The organism is Streptomyces sp. NBC_01261, from assembly GCF_036226385.1.
GTDB lineage: Bacteria > Actinomycetota > Actinomycetes > Streptomycetales > Streptomycetaceae > Streptomyces.
Genome location: NZ_CP108463.1, coordinates 822,875 through 848,086 on the forward strand (window position 1 = coordinate 822,875; position 25,212 = coordinate 848,086).

At 69.3% G+C, this 25,212-nt stretch carries 24 protein-coding genes and 1 pseudogene; 10 read left to right on the plus strand and 15 right to left on the minus strand.

What is annotated here, in order from left to right:
• Window positions 1–18: 18 nt before the first annotated feature.
• Entirely contained in the window at window positions 19–486 is a 468-nt protein-coding gene (locus OG226_RS03565) for a universal stress protein (RefSeq protein WP_329347853.1), read from the minus strand.
• A gap of 450 nt (window positions 487–936) precedes the next feature.
• On the opposite strand from OG226_RS03565, the gene OG226_RS03570 reads away from it, so the two are divergent.
• From OG226_RS03570 to OG226_RS03595, 6 genes are all read left to right on the plus strand, one after another.
• The gene (locus tag OG226_RS03570) at window positions 937–1,791 is read left to right on the plus strand and encodes a slipin family protein (protein ID WP_328675100.1); all 855 of its coding nucleotides are present in this window, start codon (window positions 937–939) and stop codon (window positions 1,789–1,791) included.
• Window positions 1,792–2,195: 404 nt separating this feature from the next.
• Window positions 2,196–2,741: a hypothetical protein gene (locus OG226_RS03575; protein ID WP_329347854.1), complete on the plus strand. Its 546-nt coding sequence runs from the start codon at window positions 2,196–2,198 to the stop codon at window positions 2,739–2,741.
• An 86-nt stretch (window positions 2,742–2,827) separates the two neighbouring features.
• The gene (locus OG226_RS03580; RefSeq protein ID WP_329347855.1) at window positions 2,828–4,285 is read left to right on the plus strand and encodes an amino acid permease; all 1,458 of its coding nucleotides are present in this window, start codon (window positions 2,828–2,830) and stop codon (window positions 4,283–4,285) included.
• A gap of 32 nt (window positions 4,286–4,317) precedes the next feature.
• Complete coding sequence (locus tag OG226_RS03585; RefSeq protein WP_329347856.1) at window positions 4,318–5,568, plus strand: arginine deiminase; 1,251 nt, start codon at window positions 4,318–4,320, stop codon at window positions 5,566–5,568.
• A gap of 58 nt (window positions 5,569–5,626) precedes the next feature.
• On the plus strand, window positions 5,627–6,643 hold the full coding sequence (gene argF / locus OG226_RS03590; RefSeq protein ID WP_329347857.1) for an ornithine carbamoyltransferase: 1,017 nt from the start codon (window positions 5,627–5,629) through the stop codon (window positions 6,641–6,643).
• A gap of 10 nt (window positions 6,644–6,653) precedes the next feature.
• A complete protein-coding gene (locus OG226_RS03595) occupies window positions 6,654–7,646 on the plus strand; it encodes a carbamate kinase (protein ID WP_329347858.1) in 993 nt (330 codons plus the stop codon).
• Between the two features lie 102 nt (window positions 7,647–7,748).
• Here OG226_RS03595 and OG226_RS03600 read toward each other — a convergent pair whose 3' ends face one another.
• The 6 genes from OG226_RS03600 to OG226_RS03625 form a co-directional block, all read right to left on the minus strand.
• Window positions 7,749–8,405 (minus strand): hypothetical protein, encoded by a 657-nt coding sequence (locus OG226_RS03600; protein WP_328675106.1) that lies wholly within the window; start codon window positions 8,403–8,405, stop codon window positions 7,749–7,751.
• 17 nt (window positions 8,406–8,422) lie between these two features.
• On the minus strand, window positions 8,423–8,758 hold the full coding sequence (locus tag OG226_RS03605; protein WP_329347859.1) for a hypothetical protein: 336 nt from the start codon (window positions 8,756–8,758) through the stop codon (window positions 8,423–8,425).
• Between the two features lie 110 nt (window positions 8,759–8,868).
• On the minus strand, window positions 8,869–9,198 hold the full coding sequence (locus tag OG226_RS03610) for a hypothetical protein (RefSeq protein WP_329347860.1): 330 nt from the start codon (window positions 9,196–9,198) through the stop codon (window positions 8,869–8,871).
• Window positions 9,183–9,692: an ABC transporter permease gene (locus OG226_RS03615; RefSeq protein WP_329347861.1), complete on the minus strand. Its 510-nt coding sequence runs from the start codon at window positions 9,690–9,692 to the stop codon at window positions 9,183–9,185. Before OG226_RS03615 ends, OG226_RS03610 begins: the two co-directional genes overlap by 16 nt.
• Window positions 9,689–10,618: an ABC transporter ATP-binding protein gene (locus OG226_RS03620; protein ID WP_329347862.1), complete on the minus strand. Its 930-nt coding sequence runs from the start codon at window positions 10,616–10,618 to the stop codon at window positions 9,689–9,691. Before OG226_RS03620 ends, OG226_RS03615 begins: the two co-directional genes overlap by 4 nt.
• Window positions 10,615–10,797 carry a hypothetical protein gene (locus tag OG226_RS03625; RefSeq protein ID WP_329347863.1) on the minus strand — a complete coding sequence of 61 codons (183 nt, stop codon included), beginning with the start codon at window positions 10,795–10,797 and terminating at the stop codon, window positions 10,615–10,617. The genes OG226_RS03620 and OG226_RS03625 overlap by 4 nt, the downstream gene beginning before the upstream one ends.
• Window positions 10,798–11,135: 338 nt before the next feature.
• On the opposite strand from OG226_RS03625, the gene OG226_RS03630 reads away from it, so the two are divergent.
• The 3 genes from OG226_RS03630 to OG226_RS03640 all read left to right on the plus strand — a co-directional run bounded on the left by OG226_RS03630 (window position 11,136) and on the right by OG226_RS03640 (window position 14,110).
• Complete coding sequence (locus OG226_RS03630) at window positions 11,136–11,339, plus strand: hypothetical protein (RefSeq protein WP_329347864.1); 204 nt, start codon at window positions 11,136–11,138, stop codon at window positions 11,337–11,339.
• A 769-nt stretch (window positions 11,340–12,108) separates the two neighbouring features.
• Complete coding sequence (locus tag OG226_RS03635) at window positions 12,109–12,315, plus strand: DUF2180 family protein (protein WP_329347865.1); 207 nt, start codon at window positions 12,109–12,111, stop codon at window positions 12,313–12,315.
• Window positions 12,316–12,418: 103 nt separating this feature from the next.
• Window positions 12,419–14,110 (plus strand): sensor histidine kinase, encoded by a 1,692-nt coding sequence (locus OG226_RS03640; RefSeq protein WP_329353312.1) that lies wholly within the window; start codon window positions 12,419–12,421, stop codon window positions 14,108–14,110.
• A gap of 14 nt (window positions 14,111–14,124) precedes the next feature.
• Here the strand turns inward: OG226_RS03640 and OG226_RS03645 are convergent, their stop codons facing one another.
• The 7 genes and pseudogenes from OG226_RS03645 to OG226_RS03675 all read right to left on the minus strand — a co-directional run bounded on the left by OG226_RS03645 (window position 14,125) and on the right by OG226_RS03675 (window position 20,273).
• The gene (locus OG226_RS03645) at window positions 14,125–14,814 is read right to left on the minus strand and encodes a response regulator transcription factor (RefSeq protein WP_329347866.1); all 690 of its coding nucleotides are present in this window, start codon (window positions 14,812–14,814) and stop codon (window positions 14,125–14,127) included.
• A gap of 237 nt (window positions 14,815–15,051) precedes the next feature.
• A complete protein-coding gene (locus OG226_RS03650) occupies window positions 15,052–15,636 on the minus strand; it encodes an Rv1733c family protein (protein WP_443066858.1) in 585 nt (194 codons plus the stop codon).
• Window positions 15,633–16,142: a flavodoxin domain-containing protein gene (locus tag OG226_RS03655; protein ID WP_329347868.1), complete on the minus strand. Its 510-nt coding sequence runs from the start codon at window positions 16,140–16,142 to the stop codon at window positions 15,633–15,635. Before OG226_RS03655 ends, OG226_RS03650 begins: the two co-directional genes overlap by 4 nt.
• A gap of 15 nt (window positions 16,143–16,157) precedes the next feature.
• On the minus strand, window positions 16,158–16,889 hold the full coding sequence (locus tag OG226_RS03660) for a CBS domain-containing protein (RefSeq protein WP_329347869.1): 732 nt from the start codon (window positions 16,887–16,889) through the stop codon (window positions 16,158–16,160).
• Window positions 16,890–16,902: 13 nt separating this feature from the next.
• On the minus strand, window positions 16,903–17,526 hold the full coding sequence (locus OG226_RS03665) for a hypothetical protein (RefSeq protein WP_329347870.1): 624 nt from the start codon (window positions 17,524–17,526) through the stop codon (window positions 16,903–16,905).
• A 595-nt stretch (window positions 17,527–18,121) separates the two neighbouring features.
• A pseudogene (locus tag OG226_RS03670) lies at window positions 18,122–18,597 on the minus strand (MFS transporter); the annotation flags it as partial.
• Between the two features lie 884 nt (window positions 18,598–19,481).
• Window positions 19,482–20,273, minus strand: a complete 792-nt coding sequence (locus OG226_RS03675; RefSeq protein ID WP_443066859.1) for a hypothetical protein — start codon at window positions 20,271–20,273, stop codon at window positions 19,482–19,484.
• Between the two features lie 284 nt (window positions 20,274–20,557).
• On the opposite strand from OG226_RS03675, the gene OG226_RS03680 reads away from it, so the two are divergent.
• The gene (locus OG226_RS03680; RefSeq protein ID WP_329347871.1) at window positions 20,558–20,704 is read left to right on the plus strand and encodes a hypothetical protein; all 147 of its coding nucleotides are present in this window, start codon (window positions 20,558–20,560) and stop codon (window positions 20,702–20,704) included.
• 117 nt (window positions 20,705–20,821) lie between these two features.
• Here the strand turns inward: OG226_RS03680 and OG226_RS03685 are convergent, their stop codons facing one another.
• Window positions 20,822–24,988 (minus strand): beta-galactosidase, encoded by a 4,167-nt coding sequence (locus OG226_RS03685; RefSeq protein WP_329347872.1) that lies wholly within the window; start codon window positions 24,986–24,988, stop codon window positions 20,822–20,824.
• Window positions 24,989–25,212 lie beyond the last annotated feature (224 nt).

The following is a 25,212-nucleotide window of genomic DNA, read 5'->3' on the forward strand; positions in this document are numbered from 1 at the left end:
CGGCGGCCCGGTTTCCCGTCACGCGGGTCGTGGTTGGGGGATGACGACGACCGGGCAGGGCGCGTGCTGCACGCAGTGCTGGCTGACCGAGCCGAGCAGGATGCCGGTGAAGGTGCCGTGGCCACGGCTGCCCAGGACCAGGAGTTGTGCGGTGCGGGCCGCGTCCATCAGTACCTGTACGGGATGCCCCTCGTCCACGCGGATCGTCACCTCGGCCGGGTGGTCCAGCTGGTCGCGTACCGCGGCCACGGTTTCCTGCAGGGCTCGTTCGGCGATCTTGGCGAACTCGGTTCCTTCCGGCACCAACGGGCTCCAGCCAAGGGTGTACGCGTACACCTCGGGGGACTGCCATGCGGCGACCGCTTCGACGGTGCTGCCGGTCAACTCGGCCTGCGCCAGGCCCCACCGCGGTGCCGCCTGCGAGCAGGCCGAACCGTCGACACCCACGACGACGGGCGAGGGCCTCTCGTCAGCGCGCTGAGCCATGCCGTTCTCCTGCCGGTCGGTTGCCAACAGAGCCGGCGCGCCCCAGGGCAGCGCGGGCTCGCGCCGCCGGGACTTCGACGGAGGCGCCTCGGCAGATGTGCCGGCCACTACGGGGAGAGCCGGACAGACACCTTGACGCTACGCACCCTCGCCGAACGCATGGGCGGGCCAACCGGCCCTACCTCCAGGGCCGCATGGCCCTCTCTGTATGGCCCACCTGTATCCGGGCCGAGACGAACGCAATGGGGGACCGGTTGGCCCCTGCCTGCGCTGGAGGCGGCGAGCCATGCTGGGAACACGGTACGAACTGCGGAGCCCGGCCTGGGCCGCCACCAAGGGGCGTTCCCTCTTCCTGGCGCATGAGCCCGGTCCAGCTTCTGGTCTTCCTTCGGGCTCCGGCTGGAGCACGAAGAAGCCAGAGGTCTCGTGCCCTATCTGAGGAGCAGCACCATGGAAGTACTCATTTTCCTGATCATCGTGGTGGCCGTGCTGGTCGTCGTGGCGCTCGCCATGGCCGTCAAGGTCGTCAAGCAGTTCGAGAAGGGGGTGCTGTTCCGGTTCGGCCGACTGGTCGGGCCTCGCTCTCCCGGTCTGCGGTTCATCGTTCCATTCGTCGACGTGCTGCACCGGGTCTCGCTGCGGATCGTCACGATGCCCATTCAGTCGCAGGGGATCATCACGCGCGACAACGTCAGCGTCGACGTGTCGGCGGTGGCGTACTTCCGTGTCGTGGACGCCGTGAAGTCGGTCATCGCGATCGAGAACGTGCACGACGCGATCAACCAGATCGCCCAGACCACCCTGCGCAAGGTCGTCGGACAGCACACGCTGGACGAGACGCTGTCGGAGACCGACCGCATCAACCTGGACATCCGCGAGATCCTCGACGTCGCCACCGTCGAGTGGGGCGTGGAGGTCACTCTGGTCGAACTCAAGGACATCCAGCTGCCCGAGAGCATGAAGCGCGCGATGGCCCGCCAGGCCGAGGCCGAGCGGGAGAAGAGGGCGAAGATCATCAACGCCCAGGGCGAGTCCCTGGCCGCAGCGGCCCTCGGTGAAGCGTCGGACATCATGATGGACCACCCCCTGGCCCTCCAACTGCGCAATCTGCAGAGCCTGGTGGAGATCGGGGTCGACAAGAACACCACCGTCGTCTTCCCCGCCCCGCTGATGAGCACCATCGGCGAGCTCGGCTCCTTCCTCGCCCGTGAGACCGCGGCCGCAGGCTCCGCGACACCACAGCCCGCCAAGCGCGTCACGACCAGCCCGGATCCCGTACTCAACGGGGCACCCATAACCGTCTGATCACCCGCGTCACTGTGCCGGTGGCCTGCCAGGAGAAGCGTTCGGGCGGGCCACCGCCCCAGTGACGCGGGTGGTCCACCTATGTCTGACCCGGCGACTTACCGCCAGTTGACACGGATGTACCGGGGCGGCCCTGCAAACGGCCGCCGGTGCTTCCCCCTGCGGCCACCGGCTCGGTCCCGACTCCCTTGCCCATAGGCCGCGTTCACGGACGCACGGCGCTGGACCCGGAGCTCGTGACCGTGTCCTGGGGCATCGGCGAGGACCGTTGCTCCGGTTTCCCCTCCCAAAGACACACGTCCTGTCCCGCACCAGGCGCCGTGCCGACCGCTTCCGGATAGAGGCACCATGCCCACCCCTCAGGTATGCACCAGAACAGGCGAACCCGGAACCCGGAGCCGGTCGTGGTGACCACACCGGACAGGACCAAAGCCGCCCACACGTCACCCCATGAGCTCCGGACCGACCACCTCCTCGCCCGCCGGCGCACGGTCGTCGCCTGGTGCGACCGTCAACTGATGGCCATCCACGCCCTGTCGACCCTCATGACGGACGACCCGGGCGTAGTCGACGCGGCCCTGTCCGAAGTGCTCTGCGACCCCGTGGAACCTGCCGCCGCCCAGGACCGAGGAGAGGAACCCGCCACTGCTGCGCCCGCTCCTCACCAAGCACTCGCGCACCCCGCTCCCGCGCATCTGCCCGCTACGAGGGACCGCTGTCCCGACGTAGCCGCCTCCCTGTTCGACCGCGTCGAACTCGCTCTCCATCTCATCGGAGACCGTTCCTGCGCCGTCGTCTCCCATCTGCTCGGTCTCCCCGAGCGTTCCGTCGTCGCCTCCTTGCGCTCGGGACTGTGGGTGCTGTTCACCCCCTGCGACGGCGATTCCGGCCACTCGCCGCGGGAGCTCCGCTCCGCCACCGCAGCGGACCACCGCCACGGCCCGGGCTGAACCGCGGCGGACCCGGACCACAGCCTGCGGTGCCCGTCGTGGTGCCGCCGGCCCTGCACGTGAACAGACAGCGAGGAAGACCCCCTATGAGCACTCGCATGAACAACGAGGCGCCCGACGCCGCCCAACCGGCTCCGCAGGCCCCGCCCCCGGACAAGGCGGCGCCGACGGGGCGGTTCGGCCTGCCCACCGCCACCGCGCTGGTCATCGGATCGGTGATCGGTACCGGGGTGTTCGCGCTGCCGTCCGCACTGGCACCGTACGGCCCGATCAGCCTGGTCGCGTTCGTGCTGGTCACCATCGGCGCGCTGGCTCTGGCGTTCACGTTCGGCGCGCTGTCCAAGCGGGTGCCGGGCTCGGGCGGCCCCTACGTGTACGCCAGGGACGCCTTCGGTGACTTCGGCGGGTTCCTCAACGCGTGGTCGTACTGGATCACGGCCTGGGCGGGCAACGCCGCCATCGTCGTGGCGTGGGTCGGGTACGTGGAGGTGTTCTGGAACTCCGGACACGCCAAGACGTGGTCCATCGTGATCGCGATGGTCGGCCTGTGGATCCCGGCGGCCATCAACCTGTCCGGCGTACGCAGCATGGCGGTCACCCAGATCGTGACGAGCGTGCTGAAGTTCGTGCCCCTGCTGTTCATGGCCACCATCGGCCTGCTCTTCATCAGGGTGCACAACTTCGGCCCCTTCAACGCCGGTGGCACGTCGGCCGGTTCGGCGATCTCCGCCGCCGCCGCGATCGCGCTCTTCAGTTACATCGGCATCGAGACGGCGTCGGTCGCCGCAGGCCGGGTCCGCAATCCGCGACGCAACGTCGGCCGCGCCACCGTGCTGGGCACCATCGGCTGCGCGGTGGTCTACATCCTGGGCACGCTCACCGTCTTCGGCACCGTCTCCAACGCCGCCCTGCGCAAGTCGTCCGCACCGTTCACCGACTCGGCCGACGCCATCTTCGGCGGCCGGTGGGCCGGCCAGACCGTGGCGGTCGCCGCGATCGTCTCCGGCCTCGGCGCCCTGATCGGCTGGACCCTGGTCGTCGGCGAGATGCCGATGGCCGCGGCCAAAGACCGGCTCTTCCCCGCCGTGTTCGCCCGCACCCGGCGCGGAGTGCCCGTGTTCGGGATCGTCAGCTCGACCCTGCTCGCCTCCGTGCTGACCGCCGTCAGTTACACCCGCTTCGAGAAGGTCTTCACCACGCTGGTCCTTCTGTCCGTGGTCACTGCGGTCATCCCCTACCTGTTCAGCGCCGGGGCCCAGCTGTACTGGCTGCTCACCCGCGGACGGCAGACCCAGTGGCAGCACCTGGTCCGCGACTGCGGTGTGTCCGGCGTGGCGCTGGTCTTCTCGTTCTGGTCACTGGCCGGCAGCGGCTACCAGGCCGTCTACTACGGAACGTTCTGCCTGCTCATGGGCCTGCCCGTCTACATCTGGCTGAAGGTGGGGCGCGGCGAGTACGGCGAGAGCCTGGTCGTGCCCTTCGACAGCACGGCCGCCCTCACGTCCCCTGCATGCCCGCCCGACACCGGACAACTCCCCCAATGAGCCACCCCCACCACTTTGCCGAGGAGACCACTGTGACCCGCACGCTCGGAGTGCATTCCGAAGTCGGCCGACTACGCGAAGCCGTCGTCCACCGCCCCGGCCTGGAACTCAGCCGCCTGACCCCCGCCAACTGCCACGAACTGCTCTTCGACGACGTGATGTGGGCCGCGAAGGCCCGTGAGGAGCACGACGCCTTCACCCAGGTCCTCCGCGAACGCGGCGCCACCGTCCACCACTTCGACACCCTGCTCGCCGAAACACTGACCCTCCCCGAGGCGCGGGCCTTCGTACTGGACCGCGTCTGCACCCCGGAACAGGTCGGCCCCACCCTGGCCGGACCACTGCGCGCGCTCGCCGACGAGGCCGACCCGGCGACCCTGGCGGAACTCCTCATCGGCGGAGTGACCCGCATGGACCTCTCACCGCTGCGGGTGCGCAGCCTGCGCTGGCAGACCCTGGGCCCGGACGACTTCGTCCTGACACCACTGCCCAACACCCTTTTCCAGCGCGACAATTCGGCCTGGATCTACGGCGGGCTCACGATCAACCCGATGGCCAAGGCCGCCCGGCAGCGCGAATCCCTGCACAGCAGGGCCGTGTACGGGTTCCACCCGCTGTTCGCCGACACCTCGTTTCCCGTCTACTACGGCGGCGACGACACGGGCCACCAGCCCGCCACCCTGGAGGGCGGGGACATCCACGTCCTGGGCCGGGGCGTCGTACTGATCGGGATGGGCGAGCGGACCACCCCGATGGGCGTGGAGATCCTGGCCCGTGAGCTGTTCCGCAGCCGCCAGGCCACCACCGTGATCGCCGTGCAACTGCCGAAGTCACACGCGTTCATGCACCTGGACACCGTCCTGACCATGATCGACACCGACACCTTCGTCCGATACCCCTACCTCGACCCGAAGGCCATGCGCACCTGGGTGATCGTCCCCGCCGACCCGGAGGAGGTCGTCGAACACGACATGGCGGACCTGCACGTCGAGCACCGCGACGACCTGTTCGCCACCATCGCGGACGCCCTGGGCGTCGACAAACTCCGCGTCCTGTCCGCCGACGAGGACACCAGGGCGGCCGAGCGCGAGCAGTGGGACGACGCCAACAACTTCCTCACCCTCGCCCCCGGTGTCGTGGTCGGCTACGAGCGCAACACCGTCACCAACAGCATGCTGCGGGAGAACGGCATCGAGGTTCTCAGCATCCCCGGCAACGAGCTGGGCCGCGGCCGGGGCGGCGCGCGCTGCATGACCTGCCCCACCCGACGCGACGGCATCTGACCCGCCGCCACTCCGTCCACGCCACCCCGCCGCGAGGTACGACCCGAGGACGCTCCCCATGACTGCTCCACTGACCGCCACCGCCCGCCACCCGGGCTCGCTGCTCAAGGAACTCGACCTGGACAAGGCCCAGTTCCTCGCACTCATCACCCGGGCCGCACAACTCAAGCGGGACAAGGCCGACGGCACCGAAAGCCCCCGGCTGACGGGCCGGAACATCGCGCTGGTCTTCGAGAAGAGCTCCACCCGCACCCGCTGCGCGTTCGAGGTCGCCGCCCACGACCAGGGCGCCCACGTCACCTACCTCGGACCGGACGGCTCCCACATCGGTCACGAGGAGTCGATCCGGGACACCGCCCGCGTACTGGGCCGGATGTTCGACGGCATCGAGTTCCGCGGCTTCGCCCAGGACACCGTGGAACAACTCGCCGACCACGCCGGGGTTCCGGTGTGGAACGGCCTCACCGACTCCTGGCACCCCACCCAGATGCTCGCCGACATCCTCACCATGACCGAACACCACCCCGGCCCGCTGGAGCGGACGGCCTACTGCTTCCTGGGCGACGGCCACAACAACGTCGCCCGCTCCCTGCTGGTCACCGGCGCGCTCCTCGGCATGGACGTCCGTATCGCCGCACCCCGTGAACTGTGGCCCCCCGACGACGTCATAGCCGCCGCCCACCGCCTCGCCACCACCAGCGGCGCCCGCGTGCTGGTGACCGACGACGTCGAACAGGGCGTGGCCGGCGCCGACTTCGTCTACACCGACGTATGGGTCAGCATGGGCGAGTCCGACGAGCGATGGAGCGCCCGCATCGATCTGCTCCTGCCCTACCGCGTCACCGAGAAGATCCTGCACGCCTCGGGAAAGCCCGACACGAAGTTCCTGCACTGCCTGCCCGCCGTCCACGACCGCAGCACCCAACTCGGCGAGCGCCTCCACGAGTTGTACGGCCTCAGCGGCGCCGAGGTCACCGACGACGTCTTCGAATCGCACCGCTCGATCGTCTTCGACCAGGCCGAGAACCGGCTGCACACCATCAAAGCGGTCCTCGTCGCCGCCCTCGGCGACTGAGGCGGCCGGCATGCGCATCGTGGCCGCGCTCGGCGGCAACGCACTCCTGCGACGCGGCGAGAAGCCCGACGCCGTCATCCAGATCGAGCACGTCCGGGCCGCGGCCCGGGCCCTCGCCCCGCTCGCCGTACACCACGAGCTGCTCATCTGCCACGGCAACGGCCCACAGGTCGGCATGCTCTCCCTGGAGAGCGAGAACGACCTGTCCCTGACCCGCCCCTACCCACTGGACGCGCTCGTCGCCCAGACACAGGGCATGATCGGCTACTGGCTGACCCAGTGCCTGCACAACGCCGGAGTGACGAAGCCGGTCCTGAGCATCGTCACCCAGACACTGGTCGACGCCCACGACCCGGCCTTCGCCGCACCCACGAAGTTCGTCGGACCCGTCTACGACCACCAACACGCTCTGGAACTCGCCGAGTTGCACGGCTGGCAGGTCGCCGCCGACGGCGACCAGTGGCGACGCGTCGTCCCCTCCCCCGAGCCCCGGCGGATCGTCGAGCAGGACTCGATCACCCACCTGCTGGAGAACCAGACGGTGGTCATCTGCGGAGGCGGAGGCGGAGCCCCCGTCACCGACGACGGCACCGGCCAACTCCAGGGCGTCGAGGCCGTCGTCGACAAGGACTTCACCGCGGCCCTGCTCGCCGTAGCCGTGCACGCCGACCGGCTGCTGGTACTCACCGACGTGCCCGCCGTGATGGCCCATTTCGGCACGCCCCAGGCCGCTCCGCTGAGCCGCCTCGACCTGGACGACCTGGCCCGTATGCGGTTCCCGGCCGGCTCCATGGGCCCCAAGATCGCCGCCTGCCAACGCTTCGTCGCCACCACCGGCCATCGAGCCGCCATCGGTTCGCTGTCCGATGCCACGGCTGTCCTCGACGGCAGCGCCGGAACCACCATCACCGCGGGCCCTACCCGCCCTACGGATACCCGGTCCGGCGCCGGACCGGTGAGCGAGCCCGTGCCCACCACCGTGACGGGACAGGAACGCCGTTGACCCGGCAGACAGCCTCCGCCCCCGGCCGACGATCCTCCCGGCACCGATCCGTAGGAACCGCCAGCCGATCCGTTCGCGGACCCGAGGAGTCCCCGGACGGGTTCACGCCGTGGATTCGGCGCGCTCCTTGAGGGTGAGGAGCATCTTGCGCTCCATGACGAGGCTTCCGGGTTCCATGATGTAGCAGGAGAAAGCCCTGGACGCGAGGGAGGGATCGGGGGCGGCGATGCGGTTACGGCTCACGAGCCTGGTCGCGCCGCCCTGCGGGTAGAGGCCGAACGCCCAGACCCAGAAGCCGTCTTCGGAGCGCAGCACCAGCGTGTGGTCGGACTCCAGGACTTCGATCCGCATACGCGGACCGCGGGCGCCCAGGGGGATGACGTCGCCGGCCTTCAGGTCCTGGAACTCGGGCAGGATTTCGTTCGCGCTGTGCATGTCCAGGCCGAGGAGGTTCTCGATCCAGTCGTAGGTGTATGCGCCGCCCCGGCCGGGGCCCATCTGCACCAGCCAGGGCCAGATCGCCGAGGGTGGCGCATCCACAGTGATCGTCCGTGTCGAAACCAGCGGCGCCTCAGGCAGGAGTTCATCGCCGGGCATCGCGCGACCTGCTTCCGCGTGGCTCGCGCCCCACGTCAGGCACCGTCTGCTCCAGAGCAGCGGGTAGCCAGCACCGGCGAACACGGCGACGGCGGCAATGGCTCTCACGGCAACAGACCTGCTGTTCATCGCGGCCTCCTCGAAGGCTGTGATCGATGGCACGAGTCGTGCGTACAGGGTCAGGAGGCTTTCCTGCGGCGGTTCCTGGCGTGGAGCAGAGCTGCCACGACGATCAGCGGAACATGGATGGCGGGCAGGTTGTGGGCGAGCCGTTTCGGCAGGTAGATGTCGGTGACCGGGGCCCTGCTGCCGCCGAGCGGGACGGCCAGCTCGGTGAGGGGGCAACTGGCCCCGTTCGCCAGGAAGATCAGGCTCTCCCCGGCCACGACCGCGGCGGCGACCGCCGCCCGCCGATCGGATCGTCCGGCGACGCCGGAGTAGAGCAGATAGACCATGCACGATTCCACCGAGAACCAGATGAGCGTGTGAACGGCCTTGAGTGTCCGCAGCGCCACCGGGTGCGCCGGCCGCGGCGCGGGCCACGATGTCCCGGCGCCAGTGGGCGACCGAAGTACCGTCCCCGGAGAGACCGGCAAGCCGCCTGGACTGGCCGGGCGTGGGCCGCTCATGCGTCACGCCGTACGAGAAGGACCGCCGCGAGGGCGAGCGTCGCTGCGGCGTAGCCGGACAGGACGAGGAGCCCTCCCGCCGGGCTCAGCAGGTTGGGGAAATGAACCACGGCCGACATCGCGATCCCGGCCGAACTCGGCAGGTACCGGGTGACGTTGTCGTTCCACGGGGAGGGCAGCAGGGCCACCAGGCCGGGCACGACGAGGAGGACCGCGAACAGCACCGCGACCGCTCCCGCGGTCCGGCGCACGACGGCCCCCACGCCGACGGCGATGACTGCGATCAGGACGAGATGCGCCACTCCGCCGATCACGGCGCGCCGCACGCCCGGGTCGGAGATCGAGACGCCGCGTGCTGGGGAGCGAGGAGGGCCTGGCAGACGAAGAACGCCGCGACGCAGGAGACGAGGCCGATCGCGGCGACCACCGAACTGAACGTCGTGACCTTCGCGGCGAGCAGCAGACGCCGCTGCGGGGTGGTGCCGAAGGTGAGCTTGATGGTGCCGGTGACGTATTCGGAGGTCATGACGAGCACGGCGAGAACGCCGATGGACAGTTGGGCGAGGTTGATCCCCGCGAAGCTGTAGAGCAGCGGGGCGAAGCCGGTGGCCTCCGCGCCTGTCCGGCGGTCCCACCGGCTGACTTCGAGTCCCGTGAGAAGGGCTCCGAGGCCGACCGTGCTCACCAAGGTGAAGATCAGCGCCCACAGGGTGGAGCGGACCGTGCGCAGCTTTGTCCACTCCGCGCGCACGGCTGCCATGAACACCCGGGGCAGCGTCGGAGGGACCGGAACGTGGCGGGGGGCGAGAGTCTGGCTCATCGGGTGCTCCGCAGAGGGCTGTCGGCCAGGGCTCGGAAGTCGGCGTGCTCGTGGGTGAGTTCCATATAGGCGTCCTCCAACGAGGCGCGTTGGGCCGACAGTTCGTAGAGCGTCAGTCCGGCTCCGGCCGCGAGAATCCCCACGTCGCGGCACTCCATTCCCTTGACCGAGAGTTCTTCCGCGCCGTTCGCGGTGACCGTCGCCCCCTTCTCGCGCAGCAGTGCGGCGAGGCTGGGGGCTTGGGGTGTCGCCCCGCGTACGTGGTGGCCCGAGGTGCGTTCGATGAACTCGGCCACGCTCCCCGACGCCAGGAGGCGGCCTCGTCCGATGACGATGAGGTGGTCGGCGGTCAGAGCCATCTCCGACATCAGGTGGCTGGATACCAGCACGGTGCGCCCTTCGCCGGCGAGGGAGCGCAGCAGTCGGCGTACCCACAGGATGCCTTCGGGATCCAGGCCGTTGATCGGCTCGTCGAAGATCAGCACCTGCGGGTCACCGAGCAGCGCGGCGGCGAAACCGATCCGCTGTCCCATGCCGAGGGAGAAGGTGCCCGCCCGGCGATGCGCCACCTCGGTCAAACCGACCATCGCGAGGACCACATCCACACGCTGGCGAGGGATGGCGTTGGTGTCGGCGAGCCAGACCAGGTGGTTTCGGGCGCTGCGGCCGGGATGGACCGCGTGGGCGTCCAGGAGCACGCCGACCTCGTGCAGGGGAAACCGCAGCTTGCCGTAGCCGCGTCCCGCGACAGTGATCCGACCGGCGGTGGGAGCGTCCAGTCCGACGATCATCCGCATCGTCGTCGACTTCCCGCTGCCGTTGGGCCCGAGGAACCCGGTGACCTGTCCGGCGGCGACGGTGAAGGTCAGGTCGTCCACGGCCAGCGTCGTGCCGTAACGCTTGGTCACCTGTTGTGCCTCGATCATGACCGCGGCTCCAAGGCGGTGACGGATACCGTGTCGCGCTGCGGTCGGCCGAGGTTACGGATGGCGAACCAGCCCAGCAGCAGGACCAGTACGGCCAGGACCGGTGTGGCGATGCTCCACCAGGTGATGACGGCAAGGGGTAGCGCGCCGGCGGCCAGCACCACCATCGCGCCCGGCACGGAGCGGTGGGCCGCGACGAGGGCGGCGAGTAGGACCGGGCCACCGGCGAGTCCCAGGATCCGGTCCCGGTCGAGAACACCCCGCCGTCAACGGCCCGCCAGGTCAGGCCGGTTGCCCCGGCGACCGCTACGACACCGGACCCCAGCCCGAGGATCTGCAGGGCCTTACGACGGCTCACCGACCGCGTGACAACAGGTTGGCCAGGGGCGGGCGGCTGTTCCAGATCGGTTCGCACGGGAGCGGCGCCCTTCTCAACGCCGCGCACCCAGCGGGCACGTCGACGACGGTGGATGAAACAACCACCAGGGACCGGGGCGACGCCTTGACCCTACGCTCCATGGCCCCGATGAGAGGCGGACGGTGCGCGCGGGCACCGCTGGTCACGAGGCCCAGTGTCGGGTCAGCCCAGATCGTGGCCGTAACCCTGTTCACGGGCACCGGTGTTGGGATGTCGGTCACGGGCAACGCCTACCGGGTCGACCTGGGGCGGGTCAGCCGTCCGATGGGCCACGCGAAGAACCCGAGGGGCTTCGGGTCGTGACCTGCCACGACGTTCTCGCCTTCCTGGCGTGGTCCGGCCGTCGGGGACCAGAGCGTCGTAGCCCGGTCCGGGATCACGCCTGATTGAGCACAGGTGTCGATGGGCCCTGTCCCCCGGTCTGATCCCGGCGTCCCCGGGCGGCTGTCGCTGTCCAGGACCGAATCCGGGGACTAGTCTTGGTGGTGCCGCCCTGGTCCCCGGCCGCGCCGCTCCCACCGCGATGTCGCACCGAAGCACTCCGCCCACCCGTCGCAGGGCCTGTGTCCCGTTCCCTGCACACGGTGCTCCTGGGCAACCCGATGCGTCCAGCGAGGCATCTCCCGCTGCCCCGCCCTTCTCGACAGGCCATCGAAGCCCTGGCGGTGCTCATGTACGGACTGCTCCTCCCGGCGGTGCTCCCGCTCACCCTGCTCGGCACGATGATCGCGCTGTCCTGGTGGGAAGACTGCCTCCCGCCGCGGCAGACCGAAGGGCTCCCTGCGGCGTCGGTGGTCGTGTCCCTTCGCCCCTCTGCGCCTGCCGAGATGTCGGCCGTTGACCATCGCCCGCTCATCGGGGGCGTAGAAGCGCACTGGACGGTAAGACGCTCCACTGCGAGGTCCACGTGCCGACGTGCGCTCTTCCTGCCTGCGGACGACGGTCAAGGCGCGGAACGGGACCACACAGCTCTTACGCCGCTGAAGCGTGCGCCTGTTTCAGGTCTCGGCTCAAACGGGCGTGCTCGCGCACCCCGTCGCACCTGTCGACCTCTCAGAGAGGAGAACAAAGCATGAACTGCTACGAGTGTCACCAGTCCGGGACGACCACCGCCGCAGTCGCCGTCTGCCGGAACTGCGGCGCTGCTCTCTGCCCCGATCACGTCAACGTCGACCCGCAGCATCTGGAGCGGCCGGAGGGCATGGGTGTGACCACCCTCAAGGAACCTGCTCGCCGCATCACGTGCCTCACCTGTCATGACGCGGAGCACCAGTTCTGACCTGGCCGCGCCACCCACCGGGCACCAGCAACATCAGGGTCACCCGGGACGACCGAACGACCGGAGGCAGCAAGTGGACGTCGGGGAACACGCGCGGTCCGAGATGGTGCCGCAACTACGTCTGGACGAGCTGCTCGACGAACTCCAGGCCCAGATCCGCGTGGTCCGCGGCACCCGAGGACGCCTCCACGGACTGCTGCAGGCGATCCTGTCGGTGGGCCGCGAGCTCGATCTCTCCCAGGTGCTGCGCCACATCACCGAGGCCGCGGTGGTTCTGGTCGACGCCGAATACGGCGCACTTGGTGTCATAGGTCCCGATCAGCGCCTCACCCAGTTCGTCACGGTCGGGGTCAGCGAGGCCGAGCAGGCACGGATCGGGGCTCTGCCCGCCGGGCACGGGGTACTCGGCGAGCTGATCAGGCATCCGGAACCGCTGCGGCTGACAGAGCTGTCGCAGCACCCGGCCTCACACGGCTTCCCCCCGCACCACCCGCCGATGCACTCCTTCCTGGGTGTGCCCGTCAGTGTCCGGGGAGAAGTGTTCGGCAACCTCTATCTCACCGAGAAGCGCGGCGGTGCCCAGTTCGACAGCGAGGACGAAGCCGTCCTGTCGACCCTGGCCGTGGCCGCAGGGGTGGCGATCGACAACGCCCGCCTGTACGCGGAGGCGCAGGTCAGAGAACGCTGGATGGCGGCCGGCGCCGAGCTCACCCGCGGCCTGCTCTCCGGAACCCCGGAGACGAAGGTGCTGGAGCTGATGCTGAACCGGGCGCAGGACATCACCTCGGCCGATCTCGGCGTGGTCGACCTGGTCACCGTCGGAACGCGGGAACTGCGCGGCGTACTCGCGCTCGGGGAAGGCGCCGAGCTCCATCGTGGTGTGAGACTGCCGCGCGAGGGGACTCTGAGCGGGGCGGCCCTGGCCGCAGAGCAGTTGATCGTCACCTCGGACGTGGGAAGCGACTCTCGGATCACCTACTGCCCCGAACGTTGGACAGGGCTGGGGCCCGCGGTCGCCGTTCCCATGAGTACCAGTGACGGAGATCGCGGGGTACTCGTCCTCGCGCGCACCGCCGGGTGCCCGCCCTTCACCCAGGCGGAGATCGAGCCGCTGCCCGGCTTCGCCGGCCAGGCCGCCCTCGCCCTGGAACTCGCCGACCGACGCAAGGCGGCCGAGCAGGTGAGCCTGCTGGAGGACCGCGACCGCATCGCGCGCGACCTTCACGACCTGGCCATCCAAAGGCTGTTCGCCACGGGAATGACACTGCAGAGCGCGAACCGCTTCGTCGAGCACCCGGAGGCGACCGAGCGGATCGGCCGGGCGGTCGACGACCTCGACACCACCATCAAAATCATCCGGTCCACGATCTTCGGTCTGCGGGCCCACGACAGCACCGCGACCGGCCACGGCCTGCGCGCCCGTGCTTCCAAGACCGCCGAGGAAGCCGTTCCCACGCTGGGGTTCACTCCCTCCCTGCTCATGGAGGGCCTGCTCGACACCGATGTCCCGCACACCATGGCGGACGAAGTCGTTGCGGTACTGGGTGAAGCACTGTCGAACATCGCCCGGCACGCACACGCCTCGTCCGCTGAGATCGCACTCGTCGTCCGCAAGGAGCGGCTCACCCTGACCGTCACCGACAACGGCGTCGGGATCGGCGAAGGCGGACACCGCAGCGGGCTGCGCAATCTCAGCGAGCGAGCGCGGAACCTGGGCGGTGAACTCACCCTGGCCGCACCGCCCGAGAGCGGCACCCTTCTGCGCTGGGGCGTACCACTACCCGATCGGCGCTAGCGCGGCCCTGTAGATCACGTTTTGTGGCACAGCGGTGCGAGCCGGACCGCCTGGACCGCCGCCCGGACGCGGCGCTCGACCCCGAGTTTCACCAGAAGCCGCGAGATGTGGTTCTTCACGGTCTTCTCCGACAGATGGATACGTTTGCCGATCTGCCGATGGGTGAGGCCCTCACCGATGAGATCCAGGATCTCGCGTTCGCGCACGGTCAGAGCGTCCAACTGTCCCGCCCCTGACGCAGGTTGCCCGGAGGGCGCGCGCAGACTGCTCATCAGCCGTCCGGTGGTCGCCGGGTCCAGCATCGACTGCCCCGACGCCACCGTCCGCACCGCCGTGACCAGATCGGAGCCCTTGATCTGTCTCAGGACGTAGCCGGCCGCCCCGGCCATGATCGCGTCCAGCAGGGCGTCGTCATCGTCGAACGACGTCAGCAGCAGACAGGCCAACTCCGCTATCCGGTCCCGCAGTTCACGGCAGACGGTGATGCCGTCACCGTCCGGGAGGCGAATGTCCAGGAGCACGACATTCGGACGCAGCGCCGGGCCGCGGAGCAGCGCCTGGGCGCTGGTACCCGCCTCGCCGACCACGGTGATGTCCGGTTCCAGATCGAGCAGGTCGTGCACCCCACGTCGTACGACCTCTTGATCGTCGAGGAGGAAGACCCGGACCGGTGACTCCGGTGTGAAAACACGTCCCTGGCTCACATCACCCTCCGGGCTTCGGTTGTCCCCGTCCATCGGGCCGGGCCCCTTCGGCGCCCGCCGCTCCCAGCTCCGGGGCGTCGCAGCGCCATTGCCTCGGACCGCCACGCGCAGGGAGGGAACAGCTATCGCCACCCCACGAGCTGCCCCGGCCCCCGTGCCAAGGTGCTCTGCGGGAAGCCCCCTGAGGATGCCGGTCGTGCCAGACATGGACCGTTCCCCTCCTCACGTACAGGCGTCTCAGGCCCGATGAGCCCATTGAGGCTCGACATCGGCCCAGGCCCGATCCCACTCGATCAACCGCCGGCGAAAGCCGATACGTCCGACAACCAGCCGGACACCAAGCACCGCGACGATGACGCCCGTGAACGCGGCGACACCCGCACCCGCGGACCGCGCCACGACGGCACCGTGATCAAGCGGTGCCGCTGTGACTCGATTGCGCCGATCGACCCAGATCGTGGTTACCGTCCCGCTGAGGCTGTCGACCGTCACGGCGGCGATCCCGGTCGTCTCGTGGCCTCGGACGCCCCAGCGGACAACGGCCTTGCCTTTCGCACCGACCACTCCGCGCACTGTGTACAAGTCCTCCGCGGGAGCACTCCCGATCAGCGTCGCCTGCACCGGGTTCCGGGAACTTCGTTGCTGTTCCGCCCTGTCCTGCTCATGGCGGTAAGTGGCCTGGACCGCCACCGCGCAGGCGCTGGGCGCGGCGAGCAGGAGAAGCACTCCCATCAGGAGCCGGGTCCACGCCTCGACCGTGTCCGAGGTCCGGCGCAGCGGATTGCTCCGCCACCGCCACATGACGGCTCCGGCGCCTGTCATCGCACCTGTGCCTCTGCGGCGCTCGCCTGCGCGATACCGGTGGCCCACGAGGAGATCCGGTCGAAGTCCCTGAAGTCCCCGCCGCGTCCGGACTCGACGATCATCCGTGCCATACGGCCGCGCGCCCCGGCTTCGAGCCGGCCGCCGAAGGTCACGTGCTGCCGGGCGTCGAGGCGCATCGCCGCGCGCCGGGCGCCCCGTACCGGCGGGATGTCCCGCTCGTCGGCCGACGCGTCGAGCGGACCGCTGCTGAACAGCCATACCGCCCGATCCAGCAGCGCGGCACGGTGTCGGCGCGCGAAACGCACCGCGTCCCCGTGCCAACGGCCCGCGTACAGCGCGCCGCCGAGAACCACCACGTCGTACGGGGTCACGTCACTGACCTCGGAGGCGGGATACACCTCGGCCTCGATGCCGTGGGTGCGCAAGGCGTCTGCGACGGCCTCGGCTATCCCCTGAGTCGAACCGTTCTTCGTCCCGTACGCGACGAGTGCTCGCCGTGCCATGGCCGATCCTCCCTCTCAGAGTTTGTGGATCCAGGCGTCCGCGACGTCGTTCAGGTCCTCCTCCACCGCCTCGCCCACGCTGTCGTCGATACGCCAGGTCAGCTCGGAGACGACATCGATCACACCGTCGACCTGCTGGATCATCCGCTGCGCGACCGTGGCCTCGATGCGCCGCTCCACCTCGCCCGTGAGAGTGACCACCCCGTCGCGGACGTCCAGAGCAACCGCTGTGGGCGGCAGACGCAAGGCCCCGCCCAGGACCTCTTCCACGACCTCGCGGTGCAGGTGCGCGTCCGGCCGCAGGAAGAGCTGCAGCAGGTCCCGCCGGGTCACGATGCCGACCAGGCGGTCCTCCTCGTCGACCACCGGCAGCCGTTCGACGCCGTGCTGCGCCATCATCCGCGCGCCGACGGCGACGGTGTCCTCGGCGTGCACCGTGACGGCCGGCTTCGACATCAGCTGGCCGGCCGAATGGGCCCGGACCCTGACGTCGTCGTCCCCGGCGCCTCGCCCCTTGGGCAGGAAGCGCAGGCGCGGCCGTGGCTGCGGCGAGGCCGCTGTGCGTGCCCGGTCGAGCATGAGGTCGGTGCCGGAGACGACCCCGATCACCCGCTCGTCGCCGTCCACGACGGGCAGGCCACTGATCCTGTGGTGAGCAAGGAGACGGGCCACCTCCTTGAACGGAGTGCCGAACTCGACGCACACGACACCGCCCGTCATCACGGAGCCGATCTTGCTGTGTCGCATGACCGCCGTCCTCTCAGCTCAGCCAGCGGTTGTCGCGCACGATCGCCATGTGTTCCCAGCCACGGCCCAGACCCCACACCCGACCGGCATGACCGACAGCAAGCGCGATGAGGATCACGGCGTACAGGACGTGATAGTCGACCAGGGGGTTCGACGACATACTCGGCGCACCGGTCGAGAGGTGCCGGGCCGGCGGCCACTCGGCCGCCCACATCATCGCCATCATCACGGTGCCCGCGATCGCGGCGAACCGCAGCGCCACGCCCGACATCACGGCGACGCCGATGGCCAACAGCCCCAGCATGAACAGCCAGTTCACCCAGGCGTCGCCCGCCATGCTGTGGAACGTCGACTGCAACGGTCCCGCGGCGACCCCGCTCAGGAATCCCTTGGTCGGCGACCCTCCATCAACCCAGCCCTTGCCCGAAGCGGTCGCGTAGCCCCACCCGAACGTCTTGTCGAGGAAAGCCCACAGGAAGACGAACCCGGTCAGGATCCGCACGCCCGCGAAGACCATGGCGAACGCGGTCGACCGGGTGGTGTCACGCGCCGCGACCGATGTCGCCGAGGTCGCTGCCCTGCTGCGCGAGGGAAACCGTACTCCCGCTCGCCCGCTCGAATGATCGTGAACTGCCATAGCGATCCCGTCCTCCTGGCACTGCCACCGCAAGTGCGGTGACCTCTTCAATGTCCCGCCCCGGCCGTCATCGCGCTGTGGGCCGAAGGACCGTGCGGGGGGCCAACCGGCCCTAAAATGAAGGGCGATCAGGTTCTCGGCAGAAGCAGCCACGAGTCGCGGAGAGCACACGCCGGAGCTGTCCCGCGCTGGGTGAGGTCGAGTTGCTTGGTTTCAGACGACTGATGGAGTGGGCGTCAAGTCACACACCATCGGACACCTTGTGGGCGACCCTCGGCAAAAGATCCCTGCACAGTCCCCGGCCTGGCGCAGATCGCATCCACCCGCCCAGTCCGTTGCGAAAGCGGATCGTGTACGGGTGGGAGCATCGGGTCGGCTCGGTCCAGTCGCAGTCCTTGAAGAACGACCCCGTACCGCGGGCGAGCTGTCGAGCTGTCGAGCTGTCGAGCTGTCGAGCCACGTATCGAACCTTCCGGGGCGCAGGCGGACTTCTGCCCAGATCCGGCCGTGGCGGCCCCCGGTCAGCGAGCCGAGACTACGGGACTCCATGGTGACCTTTTGTTGACCTGCACGCACCCATGATGCCTCTGAGCTGCACAGATACCCAAGTGTTAGATCTTGACCGGAAGATGGCACGCCAGGTCCATTGCGTGAGCCAGCCGCCGAGGATCGGTCCGCCCGCGGTGAGACCGCCCGCGATCCCCAGGAAGAGGGCGAGGGCCCTGCCGCGTTCCTGCAGCGTGTAGGAGTTGACCACGATGGCCAGGTCGGCCGGGTACATGAGCGCCCCGTCGGCCCCCTGGAGCGCCCGGAACGCGATCAGCCAGCCCTCGGCGGCACCGCCCTTGGGCGTCAGTCCGCACAGGGCGGGAAGGCGAACAGGCCGGCCATCGCCAGCAGGTAGGAGTTGATGGCCCACTGCCCGCCGGTATTGGTCAGCCCCGGTTCCGCCTGGATGTTCGGTGCGCCGGCGAACACGATCGTCTGGTCGATGAACGTCATCGCCAACGCGAAGATCATCGCGGCCAGGCTCAGCCGGCTGGGCGAGGAAGAGGTTCCGGTGCCGGACATCGGTGTCCTTTCCAAGCCGTGTGCGCTTACGGGTGAACAGTCCCCTGCTCCGAACACGTCGGCGGGTCCGACCGCGGAAGGCTTGTGTCGCGGGCGAGCCCGACCAGGAGCCGCCGTGGCTGCGTCGAAGACGGGCCGACGGATCGACTCTGATTCAGGACATGATCCGGCCGGCCTCGGCGCCCGCGAAGGCCATCAGACCGCCCGCAGCGCCCGGAAGGGATGAACTGGGGCGTAAACCTTGCCCAGAACCTCGGCGGCCGTGTCCGCTCGGACTGTCGGCACCTGTCGGACAGAGGCGTCCCGGCGATGCCGGCGAGCAGGGCCGACGGTCCCTTCTGCGACGACGGGCAGGTTCGCGCGCACGGTGATCGGCGCGAGGCGGCACAGGGCAGACCGAAGAGGTTCGGCGGAACACGTCATACGAACATCTCCACTCGCCTCGATGAGGCTCATGATCGCCTCCGTCTGCGGCTTCGGCATCCGTCGGCCGGACAGGGGGCGCCGGGAGATGTCGGCATCCGCCGCTCCTCGGCACGATGACGAGGGGAGATGCCGCCTCTTCGGCACGCTTGGACCCGTCCGGTCCATGCGTGCCGGAAACGGCCGCCGCCACGTCACACGCAGGTTGCCGGGCGAAGTCCCGCGACGGAACTCGGCACAGAGGTCGACCGCGACGCGGCTGCCGGGCAGCGACCGGACCGCCTCAGGAAGCCTGCTCGTGCACCGGTCTGCGGGCTCCGCGGGCAACCGGATCGAGGCACTCGATCGACCACGCCACGGTCACCGGCCGTTCGGACGGGCCGGCGTCCACCCCGGATGGACGCCGGACTTTCCCGAGCGACCGCGACACCGCGCCGACCGGCGGGAATCGGCGCGGTGCGTCACCTGACGTCGACGAAATCGCCTGTCGCCGTGGAGGGTCCGGTGGTGGAGGTACCGGTGAAGACGAAGCGGTAGTAGCCGTCGGTCCTGGCCTTGGTGGTGGTTCTCAGCGTGCCGCCGACGCCTGTGGTGACGGTTTTCAGCGCGGTGTAGACGGAGCTGCCCTTCTTACGGAACTGCAGTTGGACCGGTCGCCCCTGGTAGCCGGTGTAGGTGCCGCTCTCCCAGTTCGCTCGGGTCAGCTTCCCGGTGACCGTGATCGTCCTGCCCTTCTTCACCGGCTCGGGCGAGGCGTTGACCGTCACCCTGGCGTACCGCTTGAAGTTCGCCGTACCGGCAGCGTCGATCTCCGTCCAGTTGTCGTGGGTGTCCTGCGCCCCGGCAAGCACCTTCCAGGCGCCGGCGAGGCCGTTGTGGTCGAAGTCCCGCGCGGCGCTCACAGCGATGCTCACCTCGCAGGTGGAGGTCGTCGGGTCGGCCCGCGACACCACGCACGTTCCCACCGGGGGGTACAGCGGCAGGCGGCCGTCGGCGTCGTCGGTGTTGGGGCCGTGCCACAGATAGGCCCAGGACGCGGCGACGCCCTCCGGGTCATGTGCCGTCCACGTGATCGTCACGGTCTTTCCGGTGGTCGGGCCGAGCACGATGTCCTTGCCTCCGTTGACCACGACGTTCGAGAACGTGGTGTCGTCGGAAGCGGCCGTGTCCGCCGCTCGGGCGGTCGCCGGAAGCATCGATGCCGAAAGGGCGGCCGTAAGGAAAGTGACGGCCACAGCCGGGCGCATACGCATGAAGTTCCCCTCGGGACACTGGGTTCGCCGCCACCCCGCACGACGAGATCTGATGATGTGTCATCGGTGGCTAGACCCGTGAGGGACGGTCCCGGTTGCCCTGTTCTTCCAACCAATGCCCGCATCCGCCGCGCAGGGAGACGAGCAGGGCAACCACGTCCCCGGTGCAGGCCGTCGCTGCGTCTCCACGCCTCCGCACGCGCCGAGCGCTCCCAGAAGCGACGCGCGCAGGTGACAAGGCTGCCGCCACGGAGACGGCTCGGCGTGAGCTGAGCCAGCGCCGTGTGGTCGAGATCGTGAAAGCCGAAGCCGCCGAACGTCTGGAGGCGGCCGCACAGTTGGCCACGCCCGCGCACGCGCACGGCATCGCACGGCTCCGAGCCGAGGCTGCCGTGTTGCTTCGCTACTTCGACGATGCGAACCCCGCGTAGGAACCGGCTTCGCTCACCCGCCTGGCAGCCGACGGCGACTCCTCCGGCGTCGGAGGAGTCCCCCGAGCCCCAGGTCCTCAGTCGTCGACCGCACCCCGCCAGCGAAGCCTCGCTCGGTCACTCGCACGTCAGCGTCGGCACCCCCCAGTCCGCGTGGTCGTTGCCGTTGCCGTCGCCCGCGTCGCCTGCCTTGAGGTCGATCACCTGGGCGCCGGTGACGTCGACGTCGATCGGTACCGCGGCCTGCCCGCCGCGGATCGTCGGCGTGGTGACGAGGGTCTTGCCGTCGGCGATCACGGAGAACGTCACCGTGCCCGCGCCGCCCGTCTCGTCGTCGACGCCGACGGACGCCGTCAGCCGCGAGCAGTGTCCGGCGAGGTAGAGCTGGACGTCGCTGACGGAGTTGGTGCCCAGGCCCTTGGCGTAGCCGACGCCCGCGATGGTGATCGGGCGGCCGTCACCGGCGGCCTGTTCGCCGACGCTGGTGTCCCGTTCCACCGGGCCCCATCCGTTCGTGGAGGACAGGAACGGCAGGGCGCTCACGTCGCTCTTCCCGGCGGGCGGAGCGGGCGGTATTCCGCCGACGACGCGCTCGTCGGCGCTGACGGCCTGCCGTCCGTTCTGCCGGTAGTGCACCGTGGCGGTGAGTGCCGAGGCGGACGGCAGCGTTCCGGTCGGGGGCACGACCTGCCAGGTGAAGGTGGCCGACGCACCGGGCCGCAGGCGGGTGACCGACGTGGGGGTCGGGGCGCTCACGCTCCAGCCGTCGGGGGCGGAGAGCGACGCCGTCAGTCCGGAAGCGGGCTGTCGGTCCTTCGGTACCCGCACCGTCGCCCGGGCGGTGAAGGCCTGTCCCGGCTGAGCGGTGTCCGGCACGTCCAGGGTGACGTCCGCTCCCGGGCGCCTCGGCATCGCGTAGGTCCGGGCGTCGTAGCGCGGGCTGTCGTTCTGCGCGACGCGCAGGGACGAGGCGTAGCTGCCGTAATTGGTCAGGGCGACCTTGCCGAGGCCGCCTGTGCTGCCGTCGAGGTTCCACACGGCGATGGCGATGCTGTTGTGGCCGTTCGGGTTCAGGATGCCGTTGGGGACCGGGAATGTGTGCTGCGGGCCGAGGTAGTTGACGTAGTTGCCGACCTGCCAGCCGTTCACGAAGATCGTGGCGCGGTACTTGCGTGCCGGGTCGTCGGTGAACGTCAGCCCGAGCGAGGTGTCCTGGCCGTGCGGCAGGTCCAGCTTGGCATCGGTGCGGTACCAGGAGACTCCGGGTGTCGTGTCGGTTGCCGGGAGGGACACGCGGTTCCACTTGGCGTCCGGGTAGCCCGGCAGGGACCAGCCGGCCCGTTCGCCGTAGAGGCCGCCCGTCGAGAGCGGGCCGCGGACCGTGTCCTGGAGGTCCTCGCCGCCCCGTACGCCCTGGAGGCGCCAGGTGACGGACGTCAGCGGCGCGCCGACGAGGGAGGCGCTGGTCAGGCCGCGCGCGGTCTTGTTGCCGTTGGAGGAGTTGTAGTCCTCCTCGTGCCCCATGTTGACGGTGAGCACGGACAGGACGTTGTCGCCGGTGGACTTCACGGAGCCGGCCGGGAAGGTGAAGTCGCCGCTGCCTGTGGTGGAGCTGCCCAGGAAGGTGCCGTTCAGCCAGGCGGAGAACGCCTGCGCTCCTCCCCCGGAGTCCGACACCAGGTGGATGCCGGTCTCCTTGCCGGTGGCGCGGAAGCGTCCGCGGTACCAGGTGTTGCCGGTGTGGAAGCCGTAGTCGTCCGCGTAGAGCACCGGCAGTGAGTTGGCGCCGGAGACGCTGTTGGTGGTCGCCTTGTCCGCCACCTGCCAGCTGGTGTCGTCGAAACCGGGGGCGGCTTCGGGGGATTCCTCGGCGTGCTTCCAGTCGGTGAGCGTCGGCAGGTGGATCGGGGCGGCCACCGGGATCCTCCCGGTGCGACTGCCCGTGTCGGTGACCGGGGTGCTCAATGTCCTGCCGTTCCAGGTGACTTGGGCGGCGGAGGTGAACACCTCGATGTTCTTGTCGTCGGCGTTGTCGCCGGTGAGTGCCACGGTGTGGCCGCCGTGCAGGCTGGTCGCGGTCCGCAGCAGGTGGGTGCCGCGCACGAGCACCGGGCCGCTCGCCGTGTCCTGCCGCCAGAAGGTCTTCGCCGTGGCCTTGTCGCCGAGGAGCAGGAGCAGCGGGCGCTGTCCGTCGCCGGTGATGCTGACGCGGATCAGGCCCTTGTGCGTGTAGTTGAGCCGCAGGTCTCCGGTGGCCGGGTCCCAACTGGTCGTGACGGTACCGCCGTTGGTGGTCACGGTGGGCTTGGCGCCGTAGCGCAGGACGGTCTCGCCGTCGCTGCCCTGGTCGCCGTAGAGGACGGCGATGTCCCGGTCCCCGATGGTCGCGTTGGTCATGATCTCGGAGGTCGAGTACTGCAACTGCGCTTGGCCGAGGCGGTAGTTGGCCACGATCACGTGGGAGTCGCGGCCGTCGAGGGTGATCGCGGTGCCGGGCTGCTGCGGCACGACCGGGTAGGTCGGCTCGGCGGTGGCCGCGGTCGGTACGTCGATGGCGTCGACGGCCACGTAGTTGTCCGTGGATCCCGAGCCGTGGTTCCCGGCAACGACGATCTTCAGCGTGTGCGCGCCCGGTGTCAGGCCGGTCTTCTGGAAGAGCACGGCCTGGCTCTCGCTGCCGGAGTCGTCGACCGTCGCCACCTTGGTGCCGTCGAGGTAGACGTCGGCGTTGCCGTGGTTGTCGGTCTTCGAACCGATCCAGCGGATCGCGGTGCCGTCGAAGGGGACGGTGAGCGAGTCGCCGGCCTTGTTCGAGAACGACTCTGTGTGTTTGTAGTCGCCGCCGGTGTAGCTCGTGTTGGCCACGTGCGACCACGAACCGGCGTACTGGAGCGCGGAGTCGGGGTCGTCCCAGGTGTAGGTGGTGTCATTGGTCGGCTGGGCGTTGAGGTCGAGGGAGATGTGGGTCTTGTCCACGGCGGTGGAGGTGGAGTTGCCGTGCCGCAGGACGTGGAACTGTGTCTTGGTGTCGGGGTTCATCCGGGCGGTGTCGACGACCGCGGAGTCGTCCGGCGGTGTGGCCCTGATCGCCTCGGTCTTGGTCAGCGGGGCGACCGACTGGGTGAAGTAGCCGATGAGTTTGTCCTCGTCGTACTTCGGATCGAGCTGGCGGGTCTCCCGGATCGCGGCCCCGTAGTCGTACGACGTGTAGTTCTCGGGCATGCCGAGCCAGCCCCAGTTGGTGCCGCCGTAGGTCATGTAGAAGCTCTGCGCGGTCGCGCCGACGGCGATGTTCTGTTTGTAGAAGACGTTGGCGAACTGGTCGTTGATGAGCTGGGCGCACTTGTCGTAGCCCGGTCCGCCCCAGGGGTCGAAGGCGCCGCCCTGGAACTCCGGTGAGTACAGCGGTTTTCCGGCCGGGTGGTCGTAGCTGATGTCGGGAACGCCGTTCCACTTCGCGGGGTTGGAGCAGTCGAAGCCCTGCGGGTAGGAGTCGGGGCCGTCGACATCGAGGGCGCCGGTACCGGAGTTGAAGGTGCCGTTGTTGTTGCCGGTGAGCGGGACCGTGATGCCGTCGGCGCGGGCCTTGTCCTCCAGGTGCTGCATGTAGGAACGGCCTGCTGCCGAGCCGTCGTAGTACTCGTTCTCGACCTGGTAGGCGATGACCGACCCGGTGCCGTTGGTGAGTTGGTGGCGGGCGATGATCCGGTCGATCCGGGTCAGCCACTCGTCCGCGTACTTCAGGAATCGCGGGTCGTCGCTGCGGTTGTTGCCTGCCTTGGTGGTCAGCCAGCCGGGCAGGCCGCCGCTGTCGACCTCCGCGTTGATGTACGGCGCCGGGCGGGCGATGACGTAGAGGCCGGCCTCCTGCGCCATGTCGAGGAGCTTGTCGACGTCCCGCACCCCGGTGAAGTCGTACACGCCCGGCTTCGGCGAGTGGTAGCCCCAATCGAAGTACAGGGAGGTCGAGTTGAAGCCGGCGGCCTTCATCTTCTGGAAGATGTCGCGCCACAGGTCCTGGCTCGGGAGCCGGAAGTAGTGGAACTCGCCGGACCACAGATAGGTGCGTTTGCCGTCCACGAGGAAGGAGTAGCCGTCGAGCGTCACGGTGTGCGCCTGCGGGCTGACCGCGGAAGGCCGCTCTCCGACGTCCCGCGCCGCCGCCGTGGCGGGCGCGGTCAGGCCGGCCGCCAGGGCGATGGTCGCGGCTGTCGCGAGGATCGCCCTCCACCAGCGACGGCGACCGGGTCTCGCACCCTCTGAACCGCTCCGACCATCCCGCACGGCGGCCTCCAGACCGACTGGGCGAACAGCATCAAACAGACTCAGGCAAAGCCGAACATTAGAGGGGCGCAGGCCCGACCACAATGGGTCGGAAGAACACAGCCGAGAGATCGGGTCCCCGGCTCACGTCCGGGACCCGCCCCGGCCTCCGACACACCTGGCCGGTGCCGCCGACGTCAAAGCTGGTGCGCGGAACTCGCCCACCCTCCAAGGGTGTTGCGCAC